The 12,267-nt window shown below is 58.1% G+C and carries 13 protein-coding genes; 2 read left to right on the plus strand and 11 right to left on the minus strand.

What is annotated here, in order from left to right; translation table 11 throughout:
* The 5 genes from trpB to phaZ all read right to left on the minus strand — a co-directional run bounded on the left by trpB (window position 1) and on the right by phaZ (window position 4,676).
* Entirely contained in the window at window positions 1–1,221 is a 1,221-nt protein-coding gene (gene trpB, locus J5J10_RS18260) for a tryptophan synthase subunit beta (RefSeq protein WP_211930952.1), read from the minus strand.
* Complete coding sequence (locus J5J10_RS18265; protein WP_211930953.1) at window positions 1,218–1,892, minus strand: phosphoribosylanthranilate isomerase; 675 nt, start codon at window positions 1,890–1,892, stop codon at window positions 1,218–1,220. The genes trpB and J5J10_RS18265 overlap by 4 nt, the downstream gene beginning before the upstream one ends.
* A 72-nt stretch (window positions 1,893–1,964) precedes the next feature.
* Window positions 1,965–2,723: a SprT family zinc-dependent metalloprotease gene (locus J5J10_RS18270; protein ID WP_211930954.1), complete on the minus strand. Its 759-nt coding sequence runs from the start codon at window positions 2,721–2,723 to the stop codon at window positions 1,965–1,967.
* A 94-nt stretch (window positions 2,724–2,817) separates the two neighbouring features.
* A complete protein-coding gene (locus J5J10_RS18275; RefSeq protein ID WP_211930955.1) occupies window positions 2,818–3,249 on the minus strand; it encodes a DUF2852 domain-containing protein in 432 nt (143 codons plus the stop codon).
* A gap of 143 nt (window positions 3,250–3,392) precedes the next feature.
* On the minus strand, window positions 3,393–4,676 hold the full coding sequence (gene phaZ, locus J5J10_RS18280) for a polyhydroxyalkanoate depolymerase (RefSeq protein WP_211930956.1): 1,284 nt from the start codon (window positions 4,674–4,676) through the stop codon (window positions 3,393–3,395).
* A 234-nt stretch (window positions 4,677–4,910) separates the two neighbouring features.
* Here phaZ and J5J10_RS18285 point away from each other — a divergent pair, with 234 nt between their 5' ends.
* Window positions 4,911–5,492 carry a nitroreductase family protein gene (locus J5J10_RS18285; protein ID WP_211930957.1) on the plus strand — a complete coding sequence of 194 codons (582 nt, stop codon included), beginning with the start codon at window positions 4,911–4,913 and terminating at the stop codon, window positions 5,490–5,492.
* A 42-nt stretch (window positions 5,493–5,534) separates the two neighbouring features.
* Here J5J10_RS18285 and gyrB read toward each other — a convergent pair whose 3' ends face one another.
* From gyrB to J5J10_RS18310, 5 genes are all read right to left on the minus strand, one after another.
* Window positions 5,535–7,970, minus strand: a complete 2,436-nt coding sequence (gene gyrB, locus J5J10_RS18290; protein WP_211930958.1) for a DNA topoisomerase (ATP-hydrolyzing) subunit B — start codon at window positions 7,968–7,970, stop codon at window positions 5,535–5,537.
* Between the two features lie 131 nt (window positions 7,971–8,101).
* Window positions 8,102–8,470, minus strand: a complete 369-nt coding sequence (locus J5J10_RS18295) for a helix-turn-helix domain-containing protein (protein WP_208547837.1) — start codon at window positions 8,468–8,470, stop codon at window positions 8,102–8,104.
* On the minus strand, window positions 8,467–9,027 hold the full coding sequence (locus tag J5J10_RS18300; protein WP_211930959.1) for a Smr/MutS family protein: 561 nt from the start codon (window positions 9,025–9,027) through the stop codon (window positions 8,467–8,469). Before J5J10_RS18300 ends, J5J10_RS18295 begins: the two co-directional genes overlap by 4 nt.
* A complete protein-coding gene (locus tag J5J10_RS18305; RefSeq protein ID WP_211930960.1) occupies window positions 9,024–10,145 on the minus strand; it encodes a murein transglycosylase A in 1,122 nt (373 codons plus the stop codon). Before J5J10_RS18305 ends, J5J10_RS18300 begins: the two co-directional genes overlap by 4 nt.
* A complete protein-coding gene (locus tag J5J10_RS18310; RefSeq protein WP_211931296.1) occupies window positions 10,142–10,840 on the minus strand; it encodes a Tim44/TimA family putative adaptor protein in 699 nt (232 codons plus the stop codon). Before J5J10_RS18310 ends, J5J10_RS18305 begins: the two co-directional genes overlap by 4 nt.
* A 189-nt stretch (window positions 10,841–11,029) precedes the next feature.
* Between J5J10_RS18310 and secB the strand changes: the two genes are divergently transcribed.
* Window positions 11,030–11,512 (plus strand): protein-export chaperone SecB, encoded by a 483-nt coding sequence (gene secB / locus J5J10_RS18315; protein WP_208552942.1) that lies wholly within the window; start codon window positions 11,030–11,032, stop codon window positions 11,510–11,512.
* Between the two features lie 48 nt (window positions 11,513–11,560).
* On the opposite strand, the gene dnaQ is transcribed toward secB, so the two are convergent.
* Window positions 11,561–12,265 (minus strand): DNA polymerase III subunit epsilon, encoded by a 705-nt coding sequence (dnaQ, locus tag J5J10_RS18320; protein WP_211930961.1) that lies wholly within the window; start codon window positions 12,263–12,265, stop codon window positions 11,561–11,563.
* Between the last annotated feature and the right edge of the window lie 2 nt (window positions 12,266–12,267).

Consider the following 12,267-nt stretch of genomic DNA (forward strand, 5'->3'; position numbering starts at 1 on the left):
TCAGAGCCCCATACCGAGAATCTTGCCGACAGTGAAGATGTCCTTGTCGCCGCGGCCGCAGAGGTTCATCACGATGATCTGGTCCTTGTCCATGCCAGGCGCGCGCTTGATGACTTCGGCGAGGGCGTGGCTCGGCTCGAGCGCCGGGATGATGCCTTCGGTGCGTGTCAGGAGCTGGAAAGCGGCAAGCGCTTCGTCATCGTTGATCGGGACGTATTCAACGCGGCCCATATCCTTGAGCCAGGAGTGCTCCGGACCGATACCGGGATAGTCGAGACCAGCGGAGATCGAGTGACCTTCCTTGATCTGGCCGTCATTGTCCTGGAGCAGATAGGTGCGGTTGCCATGCAGGACGCCCGGCGTGCCCGCGGTCAGCGAAGCGCAATGCTCCTCGCCTTCCAGACCCTTGCCACCGGCTTCGACGCCGACGATCCGCACGCTCTCGTCATCCAGGAAAGGATGGAAGAGACCGATTGCGTTCGAACCGCCACCGACGGCGGCAACCAGCATGTCCGGCAGGCGGCCTTCGGCAGCCAGCATCTGCTCACGTGTTTCTCGTCCGATCACAGACTGGAAGTCACGGACCATTTCCGGATAGGGGTGCGGGCCGGCAGCGGTGCCGATCATGTAATAGGTGTCGTCGACATTGGTGACCCAGTCGCGCAGCGCCTCGTTCATGGCATCCTTCAAGGTACCGTGACCGGCGGTGACCGGCTTCACTTCGGCACCGAGCAGCTTCATGCGGAAGACGTTCGGGGCCTGACGCTCGACGTCGGTCGCGCCCATGTAGACGACGCAAGGAATGCCGAAGCGGGCGGCGACGGTCGCTGAGGCTACGCCGTGCTGGCCAGCGCCGGTTTCGGCGATGATGCGGGTCTTGCCCATGCGCTTGGCGAGCAGAATCTGGCCGAGGCAGTTGTTGATCTTGTGCGAGCCGGTGTGGTTGAGCTCGTCACGCTTGAAGTAGATCTTCGCGCCACCGAGTTCTTCCGTCAGACGCTCGGCAAAATAAAGCGGGCTCGGACGACCGGTATAATGGGTGTTGAGATGCGCCAGCTCCGCCTGGAATTCCGGATCCGTCTTTGCCTTTTCCCACTCCGCCTGCAGGTCGAGGATCAGCGGCATCAGCGTCTCGGCGACGAAGCGGCCACCGAAGATGCCGAAACGGCCGTCTTCGTCGGGACCTTCACGGAAGGAATTGGGCTTGGGTGACTGGTTCACTTGACACTCCCTGAAACCGGCTGTGCGCGACTTGCTTCGGCAACGGCCGCAAAAAACTCGTCCATCATCTGCAGATCCTTGACGCCCGGGGCGGACTCCACTCCGGATGAGATATCGATTGCCCGCGCCCCGGTCTCCCGCAGAGCTTCTGCGATGTTGGCCTTGTTGAGGCCCCCGGAAAGCATGTAATCGACGCTGTCGTCAAGCGACCGCAGGAGACGCCAATCGAAGGTGACGCCGTTCCCGCCCGGCAGGTCGGAGCCTACCGGCGGCTTGGCATCGAAGAGGAAACGATCGGCAATCCCAATATAGGGCTCGATCCTCTTCAGGTCATCGGCATCGCGAATGGAAAATGCCTTCATGATCGGCAGTCCGGTGACCGCCTTGACTGTCAAAAGGCGTTCCGGGCTCTCATGACCATGGAACTGCAGGATATCCGGACGCATCAAGGCGATGATCTCGTCGAGATCGTCGTTGTCTGCATCGACCGTCACCGCAACGCTCTTCACCCGACCACGGACGCGGTCGGCGAGTGTGCCTGCAATGTCTGGCTCGATGTTGCGCGGGCTTTTGGCGAAGAAGATGAAGCCGATATGGCTCGCGCCGCGTTCGGCAGCACGATCGACCGCCTCCGGCGTCTTCAGTCCGCAGATCTTGATATCGGGTCTCATGGCAGCGAAGTCGCACGAAAACAAAAAAGAGTCGAGCCAATTTGCGACAAAGGCTGAAAGGTCGCTGGCAGCTCAGTCGAAGTCAATGGCATGCAGCGCCGAGCCGTGGCGCTTCAGCCAGGCCTTGGCCTCATCCATCCGAGGGCAGAGCTTGCCGCAGAGCGCCCAGAAGGCCGGACCGTGGTTCATCTCGCGGAGATGGGCGACTTCATGGGCTGCGAGATAGTCGATAACAAGCGGCGGCGCCATGACGATACGCCAAGAAAAACTTAGCTTTCCGTCCCAGGAACAGGATCCCCATCGGCTGCGGGTGTCCTTCAAGGTCATGCTCTTGACCGGCTTCCCGACCGTCTTGGCGTGAAGCGCCACCAGTTGCTCCAGATCGCGGCGCGCTTCCTTCTTCAGGAAGTCGGCAATACGCCGAGCCAGGTGATCCTCAAGGCCGCTGACGCTGAGGACGTGGCCGATCTCGCTGTCGATCGATTGGGTCAATCCGCGCAGCTGTCCCGTATGAACGATGCGGTGCGGGACGCCCCGGACGAGAATCTCACCGCCATCCTCGATGCTTCCTGCAGTCTTCTGGCGTTTAAGCTTGGTGCTAAGCCAGCCTTGGTGCCGATCGAGGAAATCATCGATGTCGCGTTCTCGGAGGCCCGGTGGAATGGTCATCTTCAACGCCCGGCCGCCCGGTTCGATCCTGAGCGTGATCCGGGTCGCGCGGCTGTTCTTGCGGATGGTGAGCGGGATGGACCGGCCGTCAACGGCGATCGCCCGCTCCAGCTGGATCGCCGGTGCTCTCTGAGGTGTCAGCTTTTTCAGCAGGGGGAACATGATTCGTGTTCTAGCCGATTCTGGGTCTTGTACAGCAACAAAAAAAGGTCGGCGCGATGGCGCCGACCTCGTTCTTTCAGAGCTATGTGCCGGATCAGTTGCCGGTGAAGCCCTGGGTCGGACCGGACTGGTCCGCGGTCTTCACATGCTGACGGTCGCGCATGAAGCGATCGAACTCTTCCTGGTCCTTGGCCCGACGCAGTTCGCGGGCATAGGTGTCGAATTCGGCGCGCATCTCGTCCAGACGGCGACGCTCTTCGTCCAGACGCTCGAGCTCGGCTTTACGCCAGTCGTCGAAGGCGACGTTGCCGGTCGAGCCAGAGGCAGAGTAGCTGTTGGTGCGGCACCAGGCGAAAGCCGTATCGGCCTTGCGATTGGCTTCGCGCTTGAAGTTCTGAAACTTCTCGCCAAACAGGATGTAGGCGAGCATGGCCAGACCGAGCGGCCAGAAGACCATGAAGCCGAGCACCATCAGGGCGACGGTTGCCGGAGTCCAATCCGGCCGAAGCAGTGCTGACTGGTTCATCATCGATAACCTCGTTCTCGCGGGCGGCGGAATGCCGTCCGATGGTTTCGATGTGGGAAATGCGCGGGCGGGCTTCAAGAAAGAAGCGGACCCAATCGGAGAACCGACTGAATCCGCTTCTTAAATTCGGATTGTCAAAAGTATCAGAGGGCCTTGCCGCCCTTAATGACGCGCTTGACCGGTGTCTGCGCCTTGACACTCTTGGTGTGCGTCTTAGCAAACTGGATGATCCGCGGAGCGATCTCACGACGGAAGCGGGAGCCGTTGAAGACCCCGTAATGACCGACGTCCGGCTGCATGTAGTGCATACGCATGTGGTCGGGAATGTTGGTGCAGATCGTCTGCGCCGCCTTGGTCTGGCCGACACCGGAGATATCGTCGTTTTCGCCTTCGACTGTCAGGAGCGCGACATTGCGGATCGCGGTCATGTCGACGCGCTTCGTCCGGTGCATCATCTCGCCCTTGGGTAAAGCATGCTTGATGAAGACCGTATCGACCGTCTGCAGATAGAATTCCGCGGTCAGATCCATGACAGCCAGGTACTCGTCATAGAAATCGCGATGCTTCTCGGCCGAGTCCCCGTCATTCTTGACGAGGTGCATGTAGAAGTCCTTGTGCGCTATCATGTGACGATCGAGGTTCATCGACATGAAGCCGGAAAGCTGCAGAAAGCCCGGATAGACCTGGCGCATGAAACCGGGCTGTGGCCACGGCACCTGCATGATGACGTTGTCGCGGAACCATTCGAGCGGCTTGTCCTGTGCCAGCTGGTTCACGGCGGTCGGATTGATGCGCGTATCGATCGGACCGCCCATCAGAGTCATCGATGAAGGCGCGCAGGTGTCCCCATCCCCTTCCATCACGGCAACGGCCGCTAGAACCGGAACCGAAGGCTGGCAGACGGCAACTACATGGGTATCCGGACCCAAGTGATGCAGCATCTCGATGACGTAGTCGATGTAATCATCGAGATCGAAATCGCCTTCCGTGACCGGCACCATTCGTGCGTCGATCCAATCGGTGACGTAGACGTCTGCGTTTTGCATCAGCGTTTCGACAGTGCCGCGAAGCAAAGTGGCATAATGACCCGACATAGGCGCAACGACGAGGATACGCGGGCCCTTGTCCGCACCGGGCGTCAGATGTCGCTTGAAATGGATCAGGTCGCAGAAGGGCTTGCGCCATACGATCTCTTCCTCCACCGCGACCCTCTCGCCAGCGACAGTGGTCGTGGGAAGCCCAAAAGCGGGTTTACCGTACCGGCGTGTCACACGTTCGAAGACTTCAAACCCGGCCGAAAGAGACCGCCCAACGACGGTATGTGACCATGGGTTCAAGGGGTTTTTCCAGGCGAGATTCATAGCATCCGCAGTTGCCCGGACGGGCGCCATGAACGCGTGATTCATCTCGTACAATTGGTAGAACATTGGCCACCCCTTCCCGTTCGGGAACGATCATTCGTTACATGCATCAAACGCTATCAGAGTTCGCGTAATGTGTAACGCTTTTGTTGCACCCGCGAAAACGCTCTCTTGCTCGCGTGGTTCCATGCGGTAAATCATAGATCCCCGAACTTAAATTTTCTTCTCCAAAGGCTGGTTTAGGAAATTTGAATCACAGGAGCGTTCGCGATAAGCGCACGAATGCCAAGAGGATCGGACATGACAGCATCGAACGGAAGAATCTCGGAGTTCCCGATCGATTCCATATTTTTAGACAGGTGGTCGCCTCGGTCTTTCACCGGCGAGGACATGGACCATGATACGTTGCTGACAATTATCGAGGCTGCCCGCTGGGCTCCCTCTGCATCTAACCGTCAACCATGGCGAATTATCTATTTCTTGCGTCAAGACCACGAATTCGAGACGGCGCTTGAACTTCTTGATGACGGAAACAAAGCGTGGGCTAGAAATGCTTCCGCTCTGATTTTCGTAATTTCCGACACGTTGAGCCGACGACCGGACGGTTCAACAAGGCCGCTTCGCAGCCACAGTTTTGACGCGGGAGCGGCCTGGATGGCTATCGCTTTGCAGTCATTGAAATGTGGGCTGGCCGCCCACGCAATGGGTGGTGTCAACTTTGTGCGTGCGGCTGAGGTTTTGCGTGTTCCGCAAGATCACCAGGTAGAGGTAGCAGTAGCAATCGGCAAGATACGCGAAGGCATCCCAAGTGGCGACGAAACGCCGAGTGGTCGTCGGCCGCTCAGCGAAATCGCCTTTAGACACGTATTGATGGTCGACTAGTGTTTCACGTGAATCAGACCTCGCCTGATTCACGTGAAAACGTCAGATATCCAGGTTGGCTACACTGAGCGCGTTTTCCTGAATGAAGTCGCGACGCGGTTCCACCTCGTCCCCCATCAGTCGCGCAAAGAGGCCGTCGGCATCCGTTGCGTCAGCCACCCGGACCTGCAAAAGGGATCTCACGTTCGGATCGAGTGTTGTTTCCCAGAGCTGTTCGGCGTTCATCTCGCCGAGACCCTTGTACCGCTGCATCGACAGTCCTTTGCGGCCGGATGCGAAAATTGCATCGAGCAGCGCGCGCGGCCCGGAGATCTGCGTCTGACCGTCTTTGCGTGAAAGGAGCGGCTGGCTTGCGTAAACCTCCTGAAGACGGGTGGAAAGCTGATCGATATGACGAGCATCCGCCGATCCGATAAGGGCGACATCGATAGCGGCGACTTCCTTTACGCCGCGAACCATGCGCTCGAACCGCAGCCCGCCTTCATCTGTCACGTGACCGGTCCAGCCGCGTTCGGTCTCTTCGGCAATAAGATCGAGCCGCCGTGCAACCTCAGCCGCCGTCGCCTCGGCGCGGGCTTTGTCGCGCGTCAGTTCGGGGTTCAAAGCCCCGGTGATTGCCGCCTGTTCAACAACGTTTCGGCTGTAACGGGAGTGCAATCCCTCCACCAGCGAACGCAGACGTAACGCATCGTTGATGACTTCCCGGAGATCAGCACCCGCACGGACTTCACCAGATCCAAGTTGCAACGTCGTGTCGTCAAGACCCATTGAGATGAGGTAGTCCTCGAGCGCCTTCTCGTCCTTCAGGTATTGCACTGATTTTCCGCGCGTCACCTTATAGAGCGGCGGCTGTGCGATATAGAGATGTCCCCGTTCGATGAGCTCGGGCATCTGCCGGAAGAAGAAAGTCAGAAGAAGCGTTCTGATGTGCGCACCGTCGACGTCGGCGTCCGTCATGATGATGATCTTGTGATACCGAAGCTTGTCGGGATTGAACTCGTCCTTGCCGATCGACGTTCCGAGCGCTGTGATCAGCGTGCCGATCTCCTGGCTCGACAACATCTTGTCGAAGCGCGCGCGCTCAACGTTGAGGATCTTGCCTCGAAGGGGCAGAATTGCCTGCGTCTCGCGCGAACGCCCCTGTTTGGCCGACCCGCCCGCCGAGTCGCCCTCGACCAGGAACAATTCGGATTTCGAGGGATCCCGCTCTGAACAGTCGGCGAGCTTGCCCGGAAGAGAGGCGATATCGAGGGCACCTTTTCGGCGTGTGAGTTCTCGGGCTTTGCGAGCCGCCTCACGAGCTGCCGCGGCTTCGACGACTTTTCCGACCAAGACCTTCGACTCCGTAGGATGCTCCTCCATCCAGGTTCCGAGCGCCTCGTTCACCAAGCTCTCCACCACCGGCCTTACCTCTGACGATACCAACTTGTCCTTCGTCTGAGAGGAAAATTTGGGATCGGGAACCTTGACGGACAGAACGGCCGTCAGGCCTTCGCGGCAGTCGTCGCCAGTCAGCGACACCTTTTCCTTTTTGGTAATTCCCGCCGTATCGGCATAGCCGACAATCTGGCGGGTCAGAGCCGCGCGAAACCCCGCCATGTGCGTCCCGCCATCCCGCTGAGGAATGTTGTTGGTAAAGCAGAGCACGTTCTCGTGGTAGCTGTCATTCCACCACATGGCCACTTCAACCGTGATGCCATCCTTCTCTCCGCGAATGGCAACCGGCTTTTCGACCAAGGGCTTCTTAGAGCGGTCGAGATACGAAACGAACGCCTCCAGACCGCCATCGTAGATCATCTCGTCCTGCCGGACATCCGAATGACGGCGATCCGTAAGCAGAATTCTCACTCCGGAGTTCAGAAAAGCGAGCTCTCGCAATCGATGTTCGAGGGTGCCGTAATCAAACTCGATCTTCGTGAATGTTTGCGGGCTCGGCAGAAAGGTGACTTCCGTGCCCGACCGTCCTTCATAATCACCTGTGACGCGAAGCGGTGCATCAGCCACGCCGTGGGTGAAACTCATCTCGTGGATTTTCCCGCCACGCCTGATGCGGAGCGTCAGCTTGGTGGACAGCGCGTTGACGACAGAGACGCCCACGCCGTGAAGTCCGCCAGACACCTTGTAGGAATTCTGATCGAACTTGCCGCCAGCATGCAGCTGCGTCATGATAACTTCAGCAGCCGACACGCCTTCGGAGGAGTGTATATCGGTTGGAATACCACGCCCGTTGTCGGTTACGCTCACGGATCCGTCGGCATTAAGAGTGACGGTCACGAGGTCAGCATGACCGGCGAGCGCCTCATCGATCGCGTTGTCAACGACTTCGTAGACCATGTGATGCAGGCCCGAACCATCGTCCGTATCGCCGATATACATCCCCGGCCGCTTCCGGACCGCGTCAAGTCCTTTCAGCACCTTGATCGAATCGGCGCCGTATTCTGACGAATCTGCGGTTGCAGTTACAGGAATGTCACTCATCAAGGTTCTTTCCATTTAAGGCAAAACGGCTATTTCGAATCAGCCGCAGCGTTACGCGGGACTATAGAGGTTTTGTTCGAGCGATCAAAACATCCGCAGGCCGCAGGCAGTCAAAACAGGGGGAAAACACGTCAGTTACCACGCTTTTGCGCGTGGTCGAGGACTTCCTGAAGAGCCAGAAGGGACTCGATCGGAAGCGTTCGTATTTCAGCCGCCAGAGCATTAGCAAATGCGGTGTAGGGAGTTGGGAGACCTGACGTATCGATGGTAACCTTTGGGTCGGAGACGCCAGCAGTCTGAAACAGTTGTTCGGCTTCGTCCCAGATGATGTTGAAGTAGCCGGCGACCCGTTGCAGCAGATCAAAACTCGGTTTGCCTCGTTTCCCGTGTTCGAGAGCCGAGAGATATGCCGGTGAGACGCCTATGGCGTACGCCATCTCCTTTTGCGACACCCCTCTCTGACGACGCAGGTCGCGCACCAATTCTGCAAAGGGAGTCACGACGGTTCTCTCCCCCCACGCGACAAACGAACGTAGAGCGCCCCCTCACCGCCGTGATGGTGTGCGGCAGTTTCATACGAGGATATCAGGTACCGAAACTGGGGATTTGCGAACCACATCGGGACGGCACGCTTCAATGCCCCATCACTTCCCAGGGAACTTCCCTTGCCGGTGATGATGAGAACGTGCCTGAGACCTCGCTCGTGAGCCCGGATCAGAAAATCGAGCAACACCGTGTGCGCCTCGCTCTGGATCAAACCATGAAGGTCGAGTCGCGCCTCAAGAGCCAGTCGCCCCCGAGACAACTTTCGCTTCACGGGCCGCTCCAACGGATGGTGCACGCCGCCAACCTTGTCACGTCGCGCTGCGTCGCGCTGGGATGGAGGGGTGACCGCAACACTGGCCTCCTTGGAACCGCCCGCTTCAGGGACTATCTTTTCGAATTCCTCCGTGAGCTGAAGCATCTCCTCCAGTCGGCCCGGCAACGGACGCGTCGTGCGAGCGATCCGCCCCCACAGGATCCGATCTTCCGGCGTGAGCTTCCTGTCCCGGCTCATGGGATGTACCTCGATGCCGCATCCTTCGGGATCAGAATGTAAAAGTCTGCGGCGCTTCTCACCGCTCCCGCATGCTCGCCGGCGAGATCCCCGGAGCCCGTGAAGATATCTCCACGGGCGGGTCCGACAATGGCCGAGCCTGTATCCATCGCCAACATCAACCGGGCGAAGGGTCTCTCATCATCGATGTGCGTGATAGTCTCTGCGTGGACGAAAAGCGGAAAGCCGAACGTGTGAATTTCCCGATCGACGGCGAGCGACCGCCCGGGAACAAGTTGGACCTTTGCAGCAGCGATCGGGCCGAGAGCCGGATCATCGACCAAGCTTTCGCGGAAGAATATGTAGGAGCGGTTCGTCCACAAAATCTCTTCCACGCGCGCGGGGTTGTCGCGAAGCCACGCCCGGATCGCCTGCATGGATATCTGGCTTTCCGGGATCTCTCCAATGTCGATTAGGTGTCGACCTATCCCGGTAAATGGATGTCCATTTTTTGCGGCATAGGTGATTCTTCTAGTTTGTCCGTCCGGGAACAGAAGTTGCGCCGCGCCCTGTACGTGGGCGAAGAAGACATCTACCGACGATTTAGCCCAGGCTATCTCAAGACCCCTGCCCTCAAGGAGGCCACTGTCGATCGCCCTTCGGTCAGGATAAATCGAAATTTCTTCGCCGGTTCGACGGCCGAAGCGGTAATCGGCGGGCCAACCATCCGGCCGGTTTCCGTCGGCGATCTCTATCAGATCCACTGGGGGCCGATAAAACGGATAGCAATACACGTCGTCAGGACGATCGGAGACTTCGACGACAGGCTCGTAGAACGCGGTTACGAACCCCCGGCGCCCATCGGACGGCTGAATCATGAAGGGAACGAAGCTGGTTTCGAAAAAGTGACGCGCCCGTTCAGGCGTGGTTGATGCCGCTGTGGGAATGGTCGTCGCCACTGCAGCCAGATCGTCCGACAGCAGGCCGAGACTGCCCACCCGATACGGCTTGGTTTTCTTTACGTAGTCGAGGCATTTCCGTAGCGGTTCGAGAAGGCATGTCGCATCATCGTTTTCCCACCTCGGCAAGTCTGCGAAGGTGCAGGGCTTCAGTGTGAAGTCGGCGCGACGACCGGTCATTGATCCGCTTCAGTAGCAATGAGCTTCCAGTTCGGGTCTCTAGACCGCACGTCCCGCGCGAAGGTCCAGATGTCGTTCACTTCAGACACGACGTCCGCATCCCCGTCTATGACTTTACCGTCCTTGTCGTATGTCGCCTGGATAAGCTGGCAGGTGATGCGGACGGTCACATGCTCCTCATTATCCCTCACACCAGCCTGCACGATGTCCGCCTTTTCGATACCGACGAAGGTAGACACAACCTTTTCACCGCGGCTTTCCCTGGTTCGGATAGCGTGGTCAAACCCTTCCATGACTTCGGGCGACAGAAGAGAGGACAGAGTTTGTCGGTTTCCCTCAGCGAAGGCCGAAACAATCATTTCATAGGCCATCTTGGCGCCATCCAGAAATTCACGCGGGCTGAAGTTCTGGTCGGCTTTCAACACTTCGCGAAGTCCGCTGTTGAGAGCGGTGCCGGTGGGGGCATACGAGTCTGCCACGGCGAAACGATTTCCGTCGTCATTCACCTCTCTCTTGGGGAGCGTGACGACCTTTCCATCTTCGCCCTCGGGCAGCTTGGTCGAGTCCCTCCGACTGTAAGGATCGAAGGGAGGCTTTTCGTTTCCTGTGCGGCGACCCAGCACGCTGCGCAGCTGCAGAAAGATCAACACAGCCGCCACCAAAAAGAACAGCGTTACAAATTCATTCGATCCCATACGAACCCGGCCATCGCTCCAATTAAATTCCGCTTTTTCATATAGTCTGCAAATGCCGATCATTCAAATACGGAAGCCGAACAGTTTCGTGAGGCTTCTTAAGCCAGCAGGCTGCCGAGAGGTCGGAGGGTTGTAAGGCCCATATCGAAATGTTAGATGGCCATCAAACTTCAATATGCGAGGACCATTATGGCCAACGAGAACGGCGCTCAGGCAACAACAAGCCCGACATTGAACATTCTTGCCCAGTACATCAAAGATCTGTCCTTTGAAAATCCTGGGGCGCCCCGGTCTCTGCAGGCGCGTGACAAGGCGCCGGCCATCAACATCAATGTCAACGTTAATGCCAATCCGCTTTCGGATACTGACTTCGACGTGGTTCTCAGCCTGACGGCAGAAGCGAAAGACGCAGACAAGGTCGTATTCGCGGCGGAGCTCGTTTATGGCGGTGTATTCAGAATTGCAGGTTTCCCGCAGGAGCACATGCTGCCGCTTCTGTTCATCGAATGCCCGCGTCTGCTGTTCCCATTCGCGCGGCAGATTATCGCCGATGCGACGCGCAATGGCGGCTTCCCCCCTCTGATGATCGACCCGATCGATTTTGCTCAGATGTTCGCCCAGCGGATGGCGGAGGAGAAGACAAGGGCTCAGGTGTCTGCTGCCCCAAACTGATTTTCCTTTTATTGACGTCAGCTACGCCCCGGCTTCGACCGGGGCTTTTCATTCGTACTTGTTCCAGATCGCTTTTGCGCCGAGCCTTTGGCGGAGCGCTCCATGACATTCAATCTCGTGGGCGGTAAGACGCTCGGCTAGCGCATGAGGTCTTGTCGCGTCGAGCAGCACAATCTCTTCCGCGGTATCCTCTGCACGCCTCGAGGCGCCCGCTTCCGTATGCACAAGTCCCAAGGCGGCCTGTCGCCCCCCCTGCATTTCGATATAGACTTCGGCCAACAGCTCTGCGTCGAGCAAAGCTCCGTGCTTCGTTCGATGGGAGTTGTCGATGCCATATCGCCGGCATAATGCATCGAGGGAATTCGGCCCCATTGGATGTTTGCGCCTGGCCATGGCCAGCGTATCCACAACCTGCTCGGTGCCTATCGGGGGAAGACCGAGGCGTTCGAATTCCGCATTCATAAAGCTCATGTCGAAATTCGCATTGTGGGCAACCCAGCGAGCTCCTTCGAAAAAAGACAGCAACTCCGCTACGATTTCGGAAAAAATCGGCTTATCTTTGAGAAATTCGTCCGTTATCCCATGCACCGCGAGAGCATCAGGATGAACCTTGCGTTCCCCGGGATTGATATAGACATGAAATGTCCGCCCCGTCGGGAAGTGATTCAGCAACTCCACGCCCCCCACTTCGATGACCCGGTCGTTCTTGAACTCCAGTCCCGTGGTTTCGGTATCGAATATAATCTCGCGCATCG

It is taken from the genome of Ciceribacter sp. L1K23 (assembly GCF_018122705.1).
Classification (GTDB): Bacteria; Pseudomonadota; Alphaproteobacteria; order Rhizobiales; family Rhizobiaceae; genus Allorhizobium.